The sequence below is a fragment of the Glaciecola sp. SC05 genome (assembly GCF_041380235.1).
In the GTDB taxonomy this organism is placed as follows: Bacteria; Pseudomonadota; Gammaproteobacteria; order Enterobacterales; family Alteromonadaceae; genus Glaciecola.
In genome coordinates this window covers 42874-61285 of the sequence record NZ_JBGIYY010000002.1, presented here as the reverse complement: position 1 = coordinate 61285, position 18412 = coordinate 42874, and the positions used below count along the sequence as shown (strand labels likewise).

The following is an 18412-nucleotide window of genomic DNA, read 5'->3' as shown; positions in this document are numbered from 1 at the left end:
CTTGACCGGTTGTTCTGTTAAAGTTCGACACTCAAATCCAAGGAGAGTTGAGTGTCGGGAAATCACATTACAGAAAAGCAAATCAGGTTATATATGAAGCTCAGAAAAGATTTCTCACAAGAGATTGCAGCCAGTAAAGCCAATATCTCTATCAGCACAGGCAGGCGAATTGAAAATGGTCGCCATCAACCTAAAAAAGACAAACGCCATTGGCGAACTAGAGCCGATCCACTCGAAGGTATTTGGGAGCCAGTTGTGTTGCCGCTACTCAAGCAAGATAGTGAAATAACGCCCATCGGCGTGTTCGACTACTTATGTGAAGCTCACAGCGACAAGTTCTCAACGTCATCAAGGCGTACGCTAGAGCGACGAATTAAGCAATGGCAGCACTTGCATGGCGAAGGTCAGGAGGTCGTGTTTCTCCAACATCACCCGTTCGGACAGCTAGGCATCTGCGACTTTACGCACGTTAAGGTACCGGTCACGATTGATGGCGAAGCCATTAAACACATGTTATTTAATTATCGATTAGCCGCCAGCGGTTGGCAATATTGCCAAGTGACATATGGCGGTGAGAGCTTTGCAGCATTCTCTGATGGCTTGCAAAATGCGTTTGCTAAAAGCGGTGGCGTGCCAATTGAGGTTCGCACTGATAGCCTCAGTGCTGCTTATAAGAATAATGGTGGGCTTGATGACTTCACCCAACGATATCATGAGTTAATGAAGCATTATGGATTTACAGCCACGCGCAACAATGCTGGTATTGCACATGAAAATGGCGTAATTGAATCCAGTAATCGCCATATAAAAGCGCAGTTAGAGCAAGCGTTGCGTATCCGAAAGTCATTCGATTTTAGTTGTCGCGCAGAGTATGAGGGTTTTATTAGCGACCTTGTTGAACGGCGAAATAAGCGTATCGCAACCAAATTCAAGCAGGAGCAGCGACAATTACAAGCCTTACCAGCGACAACTAGCGTCAATTACTCCATTGAATATGTGCGCGTAACGCGCACAAGCACAATTAATGTTAAGCGTGTGATGTACACAGTGCCATCGCGTCTAGTGGGCAGCCGATTGAAAGTCCATATCCACGACAATTACCTTGCCCTATTCGTGGGCCATGAAAAGACTTATGAGTTAGCGCGATTATATGCGCCAGGCTCATCACGCACTCGCAGCGTCAATTACAAACATGTGATAGATGCACTAGTGAAAAAGCCTCGCGCGTTCAGATGCTCACAATGGCGGGACGAACTATTACCCAATGATGACTACGCCACCATCTGGCAATACGTAAACACAACGATGAAAGCAGATGATGCGAGTCATTACATGGTCAGAGTGCTACACCTTGCAAGTAAACACGATAACGAAATGCGGTTAGGCCGATTCATTACCAACCAGCTAAATGCAGGCAGACTCCCTAGCTTGTTTGATTGCCAAGAACGCTTTACTAATAGAGCTGTTGATGTGCCAAAACTCAACGTGAGGCAGCATGAACTGTCGCAATACAATCAGTTATTACAAGGAGGTTGTCATGAGTAATCTTACCGCTTCGCTCCCTCTGATGCTGAAAACGCTGCGCTTAAGCGAATTTAGAACACACTGGGAATCCATTGCAGAGAAAGCCCTTCATGACCAGTGGCGACCAGAACAATACCTAAGCGAGCTATGTCATATGGAGCTGGCGAGTCGCACCGATAAGCGACAATTACGCTTCCTAAAAGAGTCAAACCTGCCATCAGGTAAAAGCCTTGGCGGCTTCGACTTCACAGCAATAGATGGCGTCAACAAAGCCATAATGTATGACCTCGCTGATAATCACGAATGGATAAAACAAGGCAAGAACCTACTGTTGTTCGGGGCCAGTGGTGTTGGAAAAACTCATTTGGCTAGCTCACTTGGTTACAGTCTAATCGAAGCTGGAATACGCGTAAAATTCTACTCCGCCACGGCGCTAGTGCAGCATCTACAAGAGGCAAAACAAGCGCTAAAACTGCAAGATGCCTTGAATAAGCTAGATAAATACCATGCGCTCATTATCGACGATATCGGTTACATCAGGAAGACTGAGCAAGAAACCAGTGTGCTGTTCGAACTTATCGCACATCGATACGAGCGATTTAGCATGCTCATTACGTCGAATCAGGCATTCGAAGATTGGGATGATCTATTTACCGATACTACAATGACCGTGGCTGCTATCGACCGACTCGTTCATCACGCCCACATTATTCAATTAGTAGGAGAAAGCTATAGACGAAAAAGTGCTATGAAAAAAGAGAGTTAAAGCAGTGGCAACCGGTCAAGATAATTGACGCTACACCGGTCAAGATAGTTGACGCGCTATAAGTTGGTGATAAAATTCAAGGAAAAGAAGTTACAGTAGCAGGCACAATTGCTAATGTAGCTGGCGGCAAAGCTCTAGCCCCGTTAGGGAAAGTTGCGGGTCAGAAAACGGGTAAAGCGGCTTCTTCTTTAGTTAACCCAAAGAAACCAGCAGGTTCACCGAATAGTAGAAAACACAATCGCAAAATGAATAGAATACAAAATAAGGCTGGTGACCAAGGGGCTAATGCTGGTTCAATTATTGGCTCTGGTGCTGGAAGTAGTGCTGCATCGTCTGCTTGTGAGGCTGTAGAAAAATGCTAGAGTTGCCTAAAGTTAGATTTTTAATTGTTTGTTTAGGAATTTTGTTATTTAGCTTTGGCTACGTAGAAAGAGAATATACTATTCTTCAGTACGTAGTCTTTTCAATATTTTTTTTGATTAACACATATGTTCTAGTCCATAGCTTTTTTTTCATATTGTTGGAGGATAAACACAAAAATAAAAAGTTAGACTATGTTTCGGTAGCATTAATATTACTGTTGAATATATTTTCGATATTAACGGGCTATAGCAGATGGGTTCTTGCTTATACAAGCGTAATTATCTTATGTTTCGTCGTTGTTCCTTTTGCTTATCACTATTTTAATAGTTATAAGGATAAAAAGAAGAGAAAGCGAAAAACATAAAAGTGTTTTTTTGAATCCAAAGCCTCGCTAGTCGGAGCTTTGTTCGCAAAAGTTATGACAGGAAAAAGGTACGCTACACGCCTCGTGGCGCACACGATGGTAATTTGGTACGCTACATTTTGTATCAAATTTTCTAAATTTTGTATTTAGAAATTATTTTCCAGTGATTCTCTACGACCACTAATTGGTTGTTTATTATTTGAAATTCGGCCTTTGCCTCTATTTTTTCTCTATATACGACTGAATTACCTCCATATGTGTATTTCATATCATATTCTAATTCGCTTAATGAAAAAGCTTTCTGACCGTCTTTATTTACTATGATTTTTACTTCAGATTTGTATTCATTTACTACTTCATAAGAACATTTTTCCATCATTTGTAGAAATAAATTTTCTATTTCAACAAATTTGTGCTCGCTAATTCTAATACCACTCTCGTAAGCATAAAAAGAAGTATATGGGCGATAGTACTTGGTAGCCTTATCAAAATTGCATTCTCTTGTTCCCTTATCGATTGTATTCAAGGCAAAACGCACATCTTCTTCGCTAAGTTTAACAATATCTTCTGTAACAATTACTCCAAATATCAACAAAATATGAACAATCATTTTTTACATTTTCCTTAAATTTCAATTAGAACAAAACCCATATAAGACATCAACAAACCAAAAACCGATAGCATGACAAGTACATAGTAAAAAGTTAGTGGATAGTTCCTTTTTGTGAATTTTTTTGAAATCAACCAACCTGCGCTAATGAAATTTTCTTCACCCTTTAGGAAACAAAAGAAGCAATAAACAAAACAGTATAATCCGCCCATGCGCATAAGATAAGTTATTAAATATTTCATACCTAAGCCATATAAACTACCAAAAAGTGTTGCGATAAAAATTATTAGCAGAAATATAAAAATGATTAACCTATGTATATAAGTAAGTTTAGTTTGTTTAAAATACATCCCTTATCCTTTAAATTAGAAGCAGGTTTGCTTGCTTGTAATATAGCAGTGCTCAATTAAATATTTTTACATATTAGCACTATAAAAAAGCTTACTTCTTAACTGAATAGATTACAAAAGTCCGCGCCACTTTACAAAAATAGACAGCCCATAAAAATAATTCTTAGCTACCAGGACACCTAACTTTTCCTGGTCCACTTGCAACACACCAAACTGCTTGTATTAATCCTTCATCATGTTTTTGCATACTACTTTTATTTTCAGATCCTGAGGCTATATCATCAAATATTCCAGTATTGTTTTCAGTAAATGTTTTTGAGCTTTCAGTTGCGAGTTGTTTTAGGAGCCAAATACTAAATTTTTTCTTACCCATAGGCATCTCTTTATAGCCGTAATCGTTAGATATAGAATCAGTCAATTTTGAAGCACCATAACCGGTGCCCTCAGCTAGCAATTTTGAAATAGGTACTCTATCGTTTGATATTTCAACTACTATGTCAGACACAGTTAAAACAGGTCCGATATACGGTAACTTGGATAAGAAAAATTTATCAATTGCGCGTTGTGTATCCAAATAAACTTTTATGTCTTTTTTTGCCGTACCATTACTAACTAATCCGGCTGTTTCTAGTGCCGGACCATATGGCATTAAACCGGTAAGGCCAGTTGGATCAACCATATTAATCGGATCATTCCCTACGTAGGCATACATATTCATGCCATCGTCATACCCAATCGGGTCAACTTGAAGGAATCGACCTAACTTTGGATGATAAATCCGTGCTTTGTAGTAAAATAATCGTAATTATGAACCAGCATTCTGACTACCCAACTATTTCATATTAAGTGACTTTTGTTGGGGTGGCTACGAGTTATCTTAACATATTATAGATTTTACATTGTCCGACTAAGACTAAGCATCGTGGATCTTTTCATGCAAGAGCAAATACCCCTGAACTGATATCCAATACGTTTGAAATTTTTGTTTCAAGACTAGTGCTATCTTAATCACAGTGACAGTCCGCTTTAGCCCCCCATTGCCGTCATACGATAAACTTCTGTTAGATGGTGCTTGAACGGCAGAAACTCAACTTGAATAGATGTTTTACGACAGACCCCTAACTGCCCAAACTTGTCTTAGGCAGCTTAACGCAAGCCGCTGCCAAAATGACTTGACCAGTTCACTCAATATATTTAGTTAAATTGATAGTCATAAATTAGCCTTTAACTTTTGGCGGTTTCTTCTTTCTGGAATCTGCCTCTTTGCAAATGTACTCGTGAAAATTCGGAGGATAATATTCGTCTTTGGGGAATGCATTTAGATATTCTTCTCTCATTTCAATGTATTTTTGTTTTCCAAGCTTCTCGAAATCTAAACTTGGATCTTTCCTCGCAACATATTCATGTAAATCCAAACTATTCATGAGAATAGCTTTGGTGTAAGTAAGCAAATCCTCCTTATATTTATCAGATATACTATCGTCGGTTTTAATTGCATTTAATGCTGTGTGGAATGCTCTTTCGAGAGGTACTGAGAATGAGGCTAATGCTTCGAATAATAATTTGTCTTGATTTCTAATCATTGTTTAAATTACTTTTAAGTTATTATCTTAGTGCGATAAACATTATCAATGTTAGAAACCAATTGCACTATATAAACATAACAAGCCACTCAAGCAGGGCAAGTAACGGTTGGCTTTGTTCGCTCCGCTCTCTATATTAGCCAACTATCGTTTGCCTCTTAGTTGAGCGTTATTAAACGTCTGCTATCGAGGAAAGTAGCTTCATTATCAACTGTTTAATGAACGTAAATTCATCTCTTTATGGTTGGTAAGAATATTGCCTTTTTACTCTCGCAATGCCGAATAGAAGAAAACCGCTACGTCCCCTAACTGCCCAGACTGTGTTAAAACTATTTTTAATACTAATCTGCGGCCGCTTCAATCACATCCTTAGCATCGGAGTTGATGTGTCGAATATTTATTTGAAATTGTAAATTTGCGCGTTGAGTGACTTTTGGATAGCAATAATGACTTTTAATAAGGCTATACACTTGATTTTTTTCAGGGGTAACTACCCTAGGCGATCATCGCCTCCATCAATCCAGCAGTTCCCATTATGGTCATCATTCGTTTCAGGTTGTAAGCCAGCACATGGAGGCTCATTTCGATACTTACATTCTTTTTGCGCTTCATTAAGAAGTGTGTCGCGCCCATCCACATTTTTATCGTGCCAAATGGGTGTTCAAGGGTTTGCTTTCTTAGAACGGGTAAATCTGGATTATCGCCAAGCCTTATCTGCATCGCGTCTATCATCTCTTCGTGCACCCAGCGTTTCATTTTTCTCGGCTCTTTTACTGACGTTGTGCATTTCGCTCTGATAGTGCAGCCACTGCAAGCAACGTGGTTAACGTATACCTTTTGCTCAACACCATCTTCCGTCACGTTACGTCGATGAGGCAATTCTTCACCCGCAGGGCAGATATACATATCTTTGTTTTTATCATATTTAAATAACGATTTATTGAACACCCCTTTTTTTGCTGCGCCCGATGTATCGCTCTGTGGCACGTTTGCCGTCATGCCTAAGTCTTGTGTCGCCTTAATATCGTTGCGACTAAAATAGCCCTTGTCGGCGATGATGGTGATGTTTTTCTTACCTAATGCTTTTTGGACCTGCGCTGCCATTGAGGTGAGTTGTCCTCTGTCTACTGTCATGGTGACATCGTGCTCAACAATCAAGTGATGCTTTGTATCCACAGCGCTTTGCACGTTGTAACAAACTCGTCTTTCCATGTGATGCGTATGCATTAAACGGGCATCGGGGTCAGTTTGTGACACTTGCTTATCTGGGTGTTCATTCACTTCTTTTTCAAGTGTTTTAAGTTCAACTAAACGCGCTTCAAGCCATGCCAATTTTGACGCTGACACCTTAGTGTCGGCAGCCTTTTCATCCTTATCTTTGGTATCCATTTGGCTTAAGTATTTTTCAATACTTTTCTCCACTCGGTCGATGTGGAACTTAACTTTGCTTGGCGTATAGTTTTTTGATTTGTTGTTCACTGCCTTGAACTTACTGCCATCAATAGCAAAGACTGAATCAGCAAACATGTTCATCTGACGACACATCTCTACGAACCTACGACACACGCCTTTTATGCCTTTGCCATTATTCTTTCTGAAGTCAGCAATCGTCTTAAAATCTGGCTTTAGTCGACCCAGCAACCACATCACTTCAACATTGCGATGGCTTTCTTTTTCTAATCGGCGAGATGATTGGATACGATTTAAATAACCGTAGATATAAAGTTTTAACAGGATGGCTGGATGGTAGCCTGGACGACCCTTGCCTTTGGCAATAACACCTTCAAACCCAAGGGTTTGAAGGTCTAAACCTTCTACAAATATATCGATGACTCGAACAGGATTATCTTCAGTAATAAAGTCCTCAAGCACTTCTGGGAACAAGGTTGTCTGGGTTCTTGACTGGCCTAAAATATGATGTGCCATCACGTTTTCTCTATGATTTATCTGACCCAATAATTATACTAAAAGTGGTGATTTAATAGGCGGCAACTTTAAGATTATTTGATCATAAAAACGCGGGACTTAGACCAAAAGGTGATCAATAGTTTTCACACAGTCTGAGCGAATAGCGGACGGTCGGGTAAACTCGTTTTTGGACAAAAATGTTTTAGGTCATCAGCTGTATTAGGTGAATTTCTATGGGCTAACGCCTGCATTTGCGGCTGGTTTGGATCGCAGCGGAAAACCAGTCCGACAACATGCGTTTGTTAGGGCTAAAATACAGACTTATTGAGGATGACATTTGCATCATACCTCTCGCTATAAGGCTTGAGCTCCTCATAAATCGCTTTAGCTAAGTCTGAAATTTCATTTGTAAGAATTTCTAAAGCTTCAGTCTTACTTTCTTCATTAAATATCTTTCGGCTACCATCAGGAACATCGAGAGTATCACGATAAGTTTTTGCAGAATTAAGAAAGGCTAAATGTGCACGAGCTTTCTCCACAAGTGCCAACTTCATGTAGCTAGGTACATCTAAATCTGTATTCATATGAAATACGATTGCAGCCAAATCATAGCTACTCAAATTTTTCGCAGTTCTCTTCTTGTAGTCAGGCATATCAGCAATCATGTTCTTCAATAGTCGGATTACAGATTTCAGATTTCCTGAGTACAATGAATCTCTATCATTTATCATTTTGATATGGGTAAATGGATAGTTAAGATGAAATTCATGATCTGCTTTATGATATATTTTAATACCTCGGTCACTTTCTAGACCTGAACGCTGGTATCTTATTGTGTCAAACCAAATGGCTGGAACAATATCAACTTTTCGTCTCAAGCTTCCACCTTCCAAAGCAATTGACTTGTTTCCCGAACTATCAACTTCTGCCTTGGGGAAGCTAATGGGCAGAATACGTTCTGATTTTTCCCTCACATCCTTAGCAATATTAATCAAACCTCTAGTGTCTGTTGCGGGAGAGTATCCATTTGGATTTACTGTAGGAAGTTCAATATTTACAGGGTTAGTAACAATGATAAGCATATCAACATCAGAATGCCCTTTGATGTGAATATCTAAAGCCACTGAGCCTTGAAGCCGCTTGGTGACAGATTCACCACTATTTTGCAAACTCTTAATAAGACTATCAGCTACTCGATTACCCTCATCAATAGATACATTTGTAGATGCTGGTTCCACAGCGGACATTGCGCCTATCGCGTATTTGACACCAGCGACTTCATTCAGGTTTTCAAATGATTCTGATTTCCTGACATCAACCCCACGCTGTATTGCATTATTGGCAGAAAAAGACTCCATAGAATCATAAATAGCTCGTTCACGAGTTCCTTGTCTGCGCTCTTTAAGCGATTTCAACCGTTTTTCAAAGTCAATCATTATTGAATCCTTTTTAAACTCATAACACCAAATGTCTTTCTTCCTGCACTATTGAAATAGGAGGCTTTACCAACCGTTAGTTCTTTATTAAACTCAACTTCGCAGTAACCTTTATGAGAATTCAACTCATGGCTCTGCTCTATTTCTGGCTCATTTTTGTAACTGTATGAAAGAAGCCAGCCACCTGTTGGACCGAACCGCTTAGAAAGCGTCGCAGTATAACTTTCGCTTTGACTGTTTTTTGTTTTTAGGTGTACTTGGATATTTTTCCAAGTTTGCTCAATTCCAATAGAACCTTCCCAATCGAATTTAGTAGTCCCATCATCATTTAGCGTTTGCCCCTTAAGTTCCCATTCCCCATTTAAGTTTGGAACTTCAAAAAATGAAATTTTCCATACCCATTTATTGAATATCCAATGGAGTAAAAAATATACTACGCCTGTGGTAATTGTTGCTTTTGTAAATGCCTCAATACCACTTAGATTACTAGCAATAGCCAATAGCTGAGCGACTCCACCTGAGAGGGCAATAGATATAAACCCCAACCACCTTCCAATAGTAGATCTATCATGTCCAAATACAGCATAATCATGCATAGCTTTCTCCGTGATTTAACCGTAGCAGCGCCTTGTTAGGCTTTTTAGTAAAATGAAACGTCATTATTTGAATCCTTGCTAATCTGAGTTAGCCGAACCCTGCCAATTGTTTTTCGATCAGTGTAATAGTGACCAGAAAGTTCATACATTTTTCCTTTCCCCGAGTCTATAGTCCTTATATCAAATAATGTAGAGCCATTATAAGAAGGCCATCCTGGTGTTTTTGGAGTTGAACGATAGACGTAATATAGCTTCTTTTGTCCCTGCTCAATTGTTGGCGTTGTTTCCAGGGTTATTGATTTAGTCGTTTCGCCATGCATGTCAATTTGAGTTGCAAGTAACGATTGTCGAATCACAGCTTTAGCCGAAATTTTTTTACCATCTTCTAAAGTGATTTCGCCTTCCCATGTTCCATTTAGATCAGGAAACATTGATTTATCAAACCAAGCTAAAACAGCCCATATCTTCCGAGATATAAAGGAAGTCAATAGCAATAGAATTAATAAGGTACTTACTATTGAAGATATCGTAATAACCTTAAATAGCGATATATCAGGTAGCCAGTATGTTTGTACAAGGGCGTAAATACCCATACTGATGACAACGGTAGCAAGAGCAATGTACTTTAAAAGTAGGTCAAACTTAACGATCCTGAACAATTTGGCAATCCTTGCTGTAATCATCTAATGTTGAATACTCATGAAGGCAATTTTTCCCATTGCTCTTAGCTGAAATTAAAGCAATATAGGATTCACGAATACTTGACCCAGACCCTGCGGAAAAAGTAACTCCATTTGGAGATATTTTCCTTATTTCGGAGAATATAGATTTCATGTCAATATCTTGTTTCGTAGACGCCGCGACTCCATCGGCAGCGCAAAAAATGATGTCAAATCCATGTTCCTGAAGCTTAACTGATATTGCCTTTGTAGAAGCCCTAATAGAGCTGCTTAACTCCTCAAGCCCGTTGCAGTCATTACTCAAATAATATGATGTAATCTTTCTACCTACATCATCACCATCAATAGAAATATATTTCAACTAGAACCTCGGTTGTAAATAGAACTGGAGCCTAACATTTTAGTATTTATGCGACACGCAGTATGTGCTGCATAATCGCTTGTTGGACTGAGGCGCTACCTTCTCGGTGTGTCAGAGTTGGTGTTGTTTATGCTATGGGAATTTGCTTTTTAGAGACATTAGCCAAATCATTTGGTTTGAACAGCGAATCTATTATTAATGAAGCTTTCCCTGCATTGCTCAGCGCTTATTATGTATTCATTACATCTAAATTTGCCTTAATAAGCAATTATATTTTTTACGCGCACAGAGGCCGCTAGCCTGAGCAACTAAGCAGGTTAACGAATTGATTTTAGGCAGCTCTCTTGTTCTGCTTTGGGTAACTGCCGTAGTTCGTTCAAATTCGACTCTAGAGCATTTGCGTTAAGTGGTTTTGGGGCAGAAACGAGTTACGCTTTAATGTCCGCAATTGGCACAAAGAAGTAATACGAATTATCTAAATCCAACCACCTCTTTCCGTTTTGAATTTAGATAAAATAGGCCTGTTCTAACCCTAGAATGCAAATAGCCCAATGACTCTTTCGTTTGCACGTTGTTAATCTTTAAACGGAATAATATTGCTTTCGTTTTTAGTGGTCACAGACCTTTCAAACAGACCCTCTCTTTCTTCCTGTGGAATTTTATTGTAGAGTGCGCTCGTCAATTCGCGGCAATGGGCATGTAAGATCAAATTGACCCGCTTAAGTTTTTCAAGTTCAGTATTTTTATTCTTGATATTTTCCTTAAGTTTTTTGATTTCTTTATTCTTTTCTTTCCTCTCGGCTTTTAGGTTCTCAAGGACTTGTGAGCTGACTTCCTTTGTATTTGATACTAGTGCATTGATTCGCTCTATTTCCTTTAGTACAGAAGGATGGTTCTTAGTCGAGTTATAGCCTCTTCCTGCCTCTTTTTCAACGTTCGTTGGGTTAAGCTTTAGTGGTTTTCCGTCTGCGAGCTTCTTTTTCAACTCTCTGCATGTTGGCTTTCTGTCTACAAGCCTATTGATTGCTGCCATAAATTCATGAGCCGTTTTTTGCTTCTTTATTTTTCGTAACGACATAGAACCTCCGTTAAGCCTCAAACGTGTCGATAAGCATTTCTTTAATATTTTCTGGTAGCTCAATTGGGGTGAACGAGATCTCCAAATCGTTTAGAATTCTCTCACAGCTTCTAATAACAACGACCAACTGCGATAAGACATTGTGGTTTAAATCGTTCATTTCATCTAACACCACTAAGTTTCTATGCGCGGCAAGACGTTTACCCTCGGCATACAAGCCATCGATGATAAAATCAAATTCACAATCTACGCATTCGTCCAGCGCAACATTGATACGCATATCACACTGAGCGTTAGTGCAATACATTCCTGGGGCGATAGCATGGACATGCTCCTTGCCGGCTTCAATAAGCTTTCTCCAGTAGCTAGGGTCAAGCCGTCTATCTATTTCACTTTCTTCAAAATAGCTTTTGCTACCAGCTAATTTCTTCAGAATTTTGCCTTTTCCTCCAGCTAGCGTACCGCCTTGCGCTAAGCGCTTATAGACGCTAGCGAGCAGTTCCGATTTTTGCAACATACGCTCATGATGAACTTCAGAGCGCAATAACCCCCAATAGGACGCGTTATTGGCGTAATGACGAGTCATTGCTGAACTTAGGTGTGATAGCTGTTTTTTAAGTTGTGGGTACGCCATTAATTCTAACCCAACCATATAGAACGCAAAAGAGCGTCGAGTTTGGTGGTTTGTAAATTTAAACGTATTTCCCGCCTCGATGCCTGAGTTCGATGGGTTAGAAACACGTAGAAAGCTTTCATCTTCTAAAGAGATTATGTTACTTTTATTATTTAGAAGCCAATTGTTAACCCTATTTGCCAAGAAGTTTGCCCAATTTTTCTTAATAATTACTTGAGGGTATGTGCTTTTTTGTAGCATTGCGAAATAGCCGATTTTCTTATCTTTTACTCTCTTTAAATAAGGCCTATGTATTGAAGTTAGTAAGTGATATGCCTTGTGTCCTATCTGATTAGTTACAAATATATCCTCTTCGGTTTGCTGCCCTCGGGTGATTTTTGACTGTCTAGTTGTAAACAAGTGAATTGTTTGATTATAAACTTGATAACTTTGTGCACCATAGTCAGGGTGCATTGAATTTAACTCGTCAATACGCATCCCACTCAGCAGGAGACACAAGGTTTTACACTTTGTGTCAACATCCATTAGGAAATTAATAAATTTGCCAATAGTGTCAAATTGTAACTTTCCAATTTTAAATGGCTCATAGCTCCAATTTTTGCTCAGGGCATACGATGATATGGACCTTATGGGCGGTTGTAATTGATCAAAAACTTTCATCCAACGACCCGGCGAGTCTTTCTCGCCTTTAAGATGATCTACCAGAAGAACGCCTTCCCGTTTGAATGTTTCCTCCACTTGCTCGAGTGTCGCAGCTCCATTAAATGGGTTCGCTATCATACCCTGTCTAAATTGTTTAACAGAATAGTCTTTGAATTCTCTTTGGATATCTAGCATTCGAACGGTCTCACTTTCAATTTTAAGGATATGTCTAGTAAGATCAGTAATATCTTTGGAAAATTGGATTATCAGCTTTTTGTATATCCTAGGAGGGATAGCAAGGTGTTGGCTTTGTTTCGCCGCTTGAACGCCAAGTTTCTCGGAGGATTGTCTTGAAAAATTAACATCAAAGGGAAGTTCCTCGTAACAATCAATGAGAGAGTTAACAGCGCACACCCTTTGTGGGCTGTTAAAAATATCAGGGTTTGTCTGAGCAAGGTCATGTAGGATTTCATCTGTCAACTGTGAGAAACTATCTAGACCAATTAAGGGCAACTGCGCTACTAACGGTTTTAGGCTATTCAACCATGCCCTTAAAGTATCCAGAGTGATCGTTTTTCGACCAGTAAACATGCGTGCTAGAACTGCTGCTTTTGTCTCGTTACGCAGGCGATAAGGAAGTATTTTGTCCTGATACGTAAATAACAACGCTAAAGGATTTTCTGGTTGTAATAACCTAAAACCCCAATTGTCTGAGCTAAATTTAATACCATCGCCGTTGGGTAATCGGATTACGATATGGTTTTGTATCTCATTCCACCTTCCATCACACATTAATGGGAGTAAGGTGTCACGGTAGTAATCACCACCCCCATCGACTTGATTAACCTGATATGAATGTGCCAGTGTGGCACCATTTTTTAGTTTAAGCATGGTAATTCACACTCGCCATTGTCTGTAAAAAGCTTTCATCGTGAAGTAAGTAACGCCCCTCGTATAGAAGTTTATCTTCTGCTTGCTCTAGTACGTCTTTCGATAAGTTTTGTTCGGCCAACTCCATTAAAGCATTGGCACGTATGGAAAATTCCTCTTCCCGCTCTGGCATAAGGTCAATGGAGTCCTGCAATAACTCGATAAACGATAAAAGTTTGTATGCATTCGATATATCATTGACAAGCTTGGCACTCTGACACGTTAAGCACTTATCGTATTGGTAGCACTTGATTTTAATATCTTCGCTTACAATTCTCTTAGATCTTCTTTGAGATGCCCTGTGCTCTGCTGCAGCCTCTCCTGTTGGCTCTCCACCACACATCATGCCATTTGGATTAGTAGGCATTCTTAGCTCCTTCCAAGCATCATACTCCAAAACTTCGATATTTCGACTCTTCTTGACCTTGATTTTTGCATCTTTAATTGAATCGCTATCAAGATATTCATGCAGAATATCTACTGCTTGACTGGTAACGACTTGGTTTTGCGTAATATCACCTTCGAGGTAATGATCTTCTAATGTGGTTAATTGATTTTGAAGTAGCGAGGTTGCTACAGAAAGTCCACCGTCGTTTGGGTCGAAGTTGAAGTTCGATGCAGTGGCTCGAATTCTTTTTGAAGTTACATCTAACAAATACTCCCCAGAGTAAATACCAACCTTTGCTAAATACCCGACAATAGGTAATTCCAACGTATTCCATTGATACGTCTTGTTTCTTGACCCTAAGGGCAGCAGATAAGGGGTGAGCTTCTGGTTAGGATGATATTTATTGGGCTTTGTGGAATTGTAATGCTCTGCAAAAGATTCAAGTTTCTTAACAAAGCTTACATATCGACTGGCAACAGTGAGTTTACCCTCTAGCCCATTTTGGTAAAAAAATGATACATCAACATTACCGTCTTCATCGATTTCTGAGTATTTAAGAGGCATGTATATGTTTTTAAGGGGGATGTCGGTCAATGAACGCAAGGCTGCATAAGCTAAAACTATACTCCAATCCTTCATATCTTTTGATTTGAGGGGTTGAGTATCTTTTGAAATTACACTTCCTATGTCATCATTGAATCGCTTAACCTTAGTGATAGTTTGTTTATCAACCACTTCATTAAATCGTTCGATTAGATAAGGTGCATGAACGATGCGGTTATCTGTATAGATTGTGAGCCTTTTAGCCACTTTGTTAAGATTAACACCTGTTATTTTTGGAGTAATGCCATTTGTGCCAATACGATAAAATAGCGGTGGGTGTTCATTATTGGTATCCTCATTAAACATTAAAGATAGTTTTGCTAACGCTTTGACAAAAGTCAGTCCATCGCGTTTGTCTATATCAAGAGGGATTCCCTCTTCATTATCAGCAATTTCAGCTTCCACAAAGGTTCCTTGCACAACTTTTTTTGCCCTTCCTTTCCAAGCGTTAATTGTCGTATATCGCGTTGAACGATGTGCTTCTGCGTATTTTGTTTCAACTATTGGATGGCATACATTTAATACAGAGGTCGTATTTAAATTCGTGTAATGGCAAAATAAAAAATAGCCGCAAATCATGGCTGTGTTGAAGGCAGTAAGATTATTAATTGATTCTTGCATTGGATTGGGTATGGTGATCGTATGTATGCTACCGTCACTAAGTTCATCAAAAACTGCTTCGACAGAATCCAACCATTCCCCTTTTTCCTTTGCTGCAATCAATTGGCTGGTGATTGAAAAAAATACAAACTGCAAACGCCTAAGTAAAGTGTTGTATTCATTATGCGAATAAGCTGGTGTCGGATTTTTTTTATTTGAGAAAATGGGGGTATCCCTCAACCATTGTTCATTAAATACTTTAGCGCGGTTTAGCTGAATTATAATACTTCCTCTAATTCCACCTGCATGATTTTCTGATATCCCTGTCTCTCCGCCATGATCGTAAAGGTAAGAGTATGGAAGTGGTTTTTCCGAAAGGGTTACTAGTCTCTGTAATTCTCCCTCCCTTCCACAAAAACTCAAAAAACCTATTCTAGAAAATGGATCAACTCCTACTGCATTGCAGTGACGGGCATATTTGAAGAATCTTAAATAAGCACCATATTCTGAATCGGTGGAGCAATCGTCTTCTAAGCTCTCACGCAATCCTTTCGCTAATAGATAAACAAGCCTCTTTCGATTATCACAACCATTTAATAATGGATGAAAATCAAAGTAACATCGCTGCTTATTTGCAAGCATCGCCTTTTGCTTTAGCAAAGCAAAATCAATCACGTTACGCTCTCTTTGCGTTATCGGATTGTCCTTTAAAATGCCTGCACTTAAGGGGCTTTTACGAAGGTCAGGCATCTTTATAATCCAATATTTTTGTTTATAATCATAGCTTCTTGGCTTGCTCTATTTTTTCTTCGAGCGAATTCAATCTTGGCGGTGAGGTCGCTCATGAAATTAATGTACTTTTGTGTTATTTGTGTTGACTCGTGCCCCATTAAGTCGGCTAATTCGCTAATGAGAATATCAAATACTGTCACTCTCCGATCAGCCTCTCTTTTTAGCCAATGTGTAGCAAATGTTGAGCGCAAATCATGTGGTCGGTAGTACCAGATAGGGTGGCTCTCTTGGATTGCTGCGCGTATGTCACTGAACTTGCTTTGTAACGTGTTTTTATTGAAAGGCAGTCCGCTTGTATTTACGAACAAGTTTTGTACTTCTTGGTGCTTAATTTTATCAAACTCCACACCTTCAAATGTATCTTCTGTGCCACCGTTAATGATATGTATTTCTTTTTGAGCTACAACATCCTTCTCGTGTTGTTTTTTAAGATTGCCAATGCGTTTCTTAAGCATTTCTTTTCTGTCATCGCTATTTAGGTATTCGTGTAGCGCAAGCATTAAGCCGTATGGTATTTTTATATTACGAACTTTTCTGAATTTAGTGTTACACCCGTTGTATGGACCAATGCTAAATGGAATAGATTCAGCTTCGCTTGTAGGGTGATGTATCCCAAGTGCAGGAAATGTAACCATTTCATCCATGCGCAATCCTGTTTCGACGGCAAGACGCAACATTAAGCTTTGGGTTCTATTAGAATAGGTATACGGAAGTGATTTAAGGTGAGTGTGGAATATTTCTTTATGCTCTTCGGTCATTGGCTTTAATATTTGATGCGGCTGACGACTTTGAATCTTTGGGAATCGCTGTTTTACGTCCGTTGTTTGTATGTGAAGAACTCGATTTCTACTGCTAATGTGTCCAAGTAAATCATGTTGGTTTATACCTTTAGACATGCGTTTGTTGATCTCTTTAAACTCAAACGGCTTTTTATCTCTGGTGATAAAAAACAAGCCGTTACTATGAAGCCACTTATAAAAATCAATAACTACAGTGATGTAGTTGTTGGTCGTTGATGATGAATAGCCATGTGAATTCTTTAATACGCCACCTGATGACGGACAAAAGACCTTAGTGTTGTCAATCAAGTAATCAGCATACTTCCACACTACGCCTTCTTGTGGATCATCAGTTAAGGACTGATAGGTTTCGCCTATTCTTGTTAGAAAGCGCTGGAATGACATTAACGCATGTGCATCTGAAGATGTATCCATAACACCATTTTTAATTTTGGAATGTAGGTATTGATTGTGTGGCTCTAGTGGCATTCCATCAGGTTGAACAATGATAGAAAGTTTTTGCCTTTTTGTTGCGCTCCCTTTAATTACTTGCTCAAGGTTACAAGTTTCAAGGTTGGTTGGACTAGCTAACTTAGGATTTTTTAAAACCTTTACTACTTTTATTTCATAATCACAGTTTTTTTCCATGAGACAAATTATCATCGAGGTTATTTTAAGCCTCAATATAAGTCATATTTATTCTTTGTCAAAACCTCCAACAATCTTTGTCATTTAATTATGCCAACTATAGTTCTTTTTCATTATTTGAGGTGATGATAACAATGGGACGTTGTTTGGCGACTATGCGCTGCTGAGTCTCATAAACAAAAAATTCCATTTTATCGAGCTCTAAAAGCAAATCGTTCGGAAACTCGATGTCGGCTTTATCAATTTCATCAATCAACAATACCGGGCGTTGCTCCGCAGTAAAGGCTTCCCACAGTTTACCTTTCACGATGTAGTTGCCGATATTTTTTACGCGCTCATCGCCTAATTGTGAATCTCTGAGTCGAGATACCGCATCGTATTCATACAGACCTTGTTGAGCTTTTGTGGTTGATTTGATGTGCCACTGCAACAAATTGGCATCTAAAGCAGACGCAAGTTCTTCTGCAAGCATGGTTTTACCTGTGCCGGGCTCGCCCTTGATTAAAAGTGGCTTTTCAAGTGTGATAGCGGCATTAACTGCCAACTGTAATTCCTTGCTTGCGATATATTTATCAGTACCTTTAAATCCCATTGTTTCTCTCTTTTTTAGTCACTGTATTCAAATGCGTTTATGCGATGCTTACAAGTGCGGACATTTAACTTACCGCGCTTGCAATAATCGATGGCAATATTCGGTCTTGTTACTAACTTAGGCATTACCCTTCACTTTTGTACATAGGCTAATAAGATATAGCTAAATGTCACTTTGCTTTTCGC

13 protein-coding genes and 2 pseudogenes are annotated in these 18412 nt (G+C 39.2%); 2 read left to right on the top strand and 13 right to left on the bottom strand.

Features of this window, described 5'->3' with window-relative positions:
• Positions 1-51 precede the first annotated feature (51 nt).
• Together istA and istB are read left to right on the top strand one after the other, a co-directional pair.
• Positions 52-1545, top strand: coding sequence for an IS21 family transposase (gene istA, locus AB9H30_RS02005; protein ID WP_371192950.1), 1494 nt, complete (start codon positions 52-54; stop codon positions 1543-1545).
• Complete coding sequence (gene istB, locus AB9H30_RS02000; protein WP_371192949.1) at positions 1538-2290, top strand: IS21-like element helper ATPase IstB; 753 nt, start codon at positions 1538-1540, stop codon at positions 2288-2290. The genes istA and istB overlap by 8 nt, the downstream gene beginning before the upstream one ends.
• 860 nt (positions 2291-3150) lie before the next feature.
• On the opposite strand, the gene AB9H30_RS01995 is transcribed toward istB, so the two are convergent.
• The 13 genes and pseudogenes from AB9H30_RS01995 to AB9H30_RS01935 form a co-directional block, all read right to left on the bottom strand.
• Positions 3151-3627 carry a hypothetical protein gene (locus AB9H30_RS01995; protein ID WP_371192948.1) on the bottom strand — a complete coding sequence of 159 codons (477 nt, stop codon included), beginning with the start codon at positions 3625-3627 and terminating at the stop codon, positions 3151-3153.
• Positions 3628-4140: 513 nt separating this feature from the next.
• Positions 4141-4764 (bottom strand): annotated as a pseudogene (locus AB9H30_RS01990) (RHS repeat-associated core domain-containing protein); the annotation flags it as partial.
• A gap of 430 nt (positions 4765-5194) precedes the next feature.
• Positions 5195-5560, bottom strand: a complete 366-nt coding sequence (locus tag AB9H30_RS01985) for a hypothetical protein (protein WP_371192947.1) — start codon at positions 5558-5560, stop codon at positions 5195-5197.
• A gap of 495 nt (positions 5561-6055) precedes the next feature.
• Positions 6056-7486 (bottom strand): IS1182 family transposase, encoded by a 1431-nt coding sequence (locus AB9H30_RS01980; protein WP_371192946.1) that lies wholly within the window; start codon positions 7484-7486, stop codon positions 6056-6058.
• A 290-nt stretch (positions 7487-7776) separates the two neighbouring features.
• Positions 7777-8904 carry a hypothetical protein gene (locus tag AB9H30_RS01975; protein ID WP_371192945.1) on the bottom strand — a complete coding sequence of 376 codons (1128 nt, stop codon included), beginning with the start codon at positions 8902-8904 and terminating at the stop codon, positions 7777-7779.
• Positions 8904-9500, bottom strand: coding sequence for a pancortin-3 (locus AB9H30_RS01970; protein WP_165744475.1), 597 nt, complete (start codon positions 9498-9500; stop codon positions 8904-8906). Before AB9H30_RS01970 ends, AB9H30_RS01975 begins: the two co-directional genes overlap by 1 nt.
• Positions 9501-9544: 44 nt before the next feature.
• Entirely contained in the window at positions 9545-10159 is a 615-nt protein-coding gene (locus tag AB9H30_RS01965; RefSeq protein ID WP_165744476.1) for a hypothetical protein, read from the bottom strand.
• The gene (locus tag AB9H30_RS01960; RefSeq protein ID WP_165744477.1) at positions 10143-10541 is read right to left on the bottom strand and encodes a mCpol domain-containing protein; all 399 of its coding nucleotides are present in this window, start codon (positions 10539-10541) and stop codon (positions 10143-10145) included. Before AB9H30_RS01960 ends, AB9H30_RS01965 begins: the two co-directional genes overlap by 17 nt.
• A gap of 574 nt (positions 10542-11115) precedes the next feature.
• A complete protein-coding gene (locus tag AB9H30_RS01955) occupies positions 11116-11619 on the bottom strand; it encodes a hypothetical protein (protein WP_371192944.1) in 504 nt (167 codons plus the stop codon).
• A 10-nt stretch (positions 11620-11629) separates the two neighbouring features.
• A complete protein-coding gene (locus AB9H30_RS01950) occupies positions 11630-13786 on the bottom strand; it encodes a hypothetical protein (RefSeq protein WP_371192943.1) in 2157 nt (718 codons plus the stop codon).
• Positions 13779-16166 (bottom strand): hypothetical protein, encoded by a 2388-nt coding sequence (locus tag AB9H30_RS01945; RefSeq protein WP_371192942.1) that lies wholly within the window; start codon positions 16164-16166, stop codon positions 13779-13781. Before AB9H30_RS01945 ends, AB9H30_RS01950 begins: the two co-directional genes overlap by 8 nt.
• A 2-nt stretch (positions 16167-16168) precedes the next feature.
• The gene (locus AB9H30_RS01940; RefSeq protein WP_371192941.1) at positions 16169-17635 is read right to left on the bottom strand and encodes a tyrosine-type recombinase/integrase; all 1467 of its coding nucleotides are present in this window, start codon (positions 17633-17635) and stop codon (positions 16169-16171) included.
• A 100-nt stretch (positions 17636-17735) separates the two neighbouring features.
• Positions 17736-18227 (bottom strand): annotated as a pseudogene (locus tag AB9H30_RS01935) (AAA family ATPase); the annotation flags it as partial.
• Positions 18228-18412 lie beyond the last annotated feature (185 nt).

What these genes read in the sequence shown, in the direction of transcription:
- AB9H30_RS01940 (WP_371192941.1), bottom strand. Translation starts at nt 17,635, where the DNA reads ATGGAAAAAAACTGTGATTATGAAATAAAAGTAGTAAAGGTTTTAAAA.
- AB9H30_RS01980 (WP_371192946.1), bottom strand. Translation starts at nt 7,486, where the DNA reads ATGGCACATCATATTTTAGGCCAGTCAAGAACCCAGACAACCTTGTTC.
- AB9H30_RS01955 (WP_371192944.1), bottom strand. Translation starts at nt 11,619, where the DNA reads ATGTCGTTACGAAAAATAAAGAAGCAAAAAACGGCTCATGAATTTATG.
- AB9H30_RS01950 (WP_371192943.1), bottom strand. Translation starts at nt 13,786, where the DNA reads ATGCTTAAACTAAAAAATGGTGCCACACTGGCACATTCATATCAGGTT.
- AB9H30_RS01970 (WP_165744475.1), bottom strand. Translation starts at nt 9,500, where the DNA reads ATGCATGATTATGCTGTATTTGGACATGATAGATCTACTATTGGAAGG.
- istB (WP_371192949.1), top strand. Translation starts at nt 1,538, where the DNA reads ATGAGTAATCTTACCGCTTCGCTCCCTCTGATGCTGAAAACGCTGCGC.
- AB9H30_RS01995 (WP_371192948.1), bottom strand. Translation starts at nt 3,627, where the DNA reads ATGATTGTTCATATTTTGTTGATATTTGGAGTAATTGTTACAGAAGAT.
- AB9H30_RS01985 (WP_371192947.1), bottom strand. Translation starts at nt 5,560, where the DNA reads ATGATTAGAAATCAAGACAAATTATTATTCGAAGCATTAGCCTCATTC.
- AB9H30_RS01945 (WP_371192942.1), bottom strand. Translation starts at nt 16,166, where the DNA reads ATGCCTGACCTTCGTAAAAGCCCCTTAAGTGCAGGCATTTTAAAGGAC.
- AB9H30_RS01975 (WP_371192945.1), bottom strand. Translation starts at nt 8,904, where the DNA reads ATGATTGACTTTGAAAAACGGTTGAAATCGCTTAAAGAGCGCAGACAA.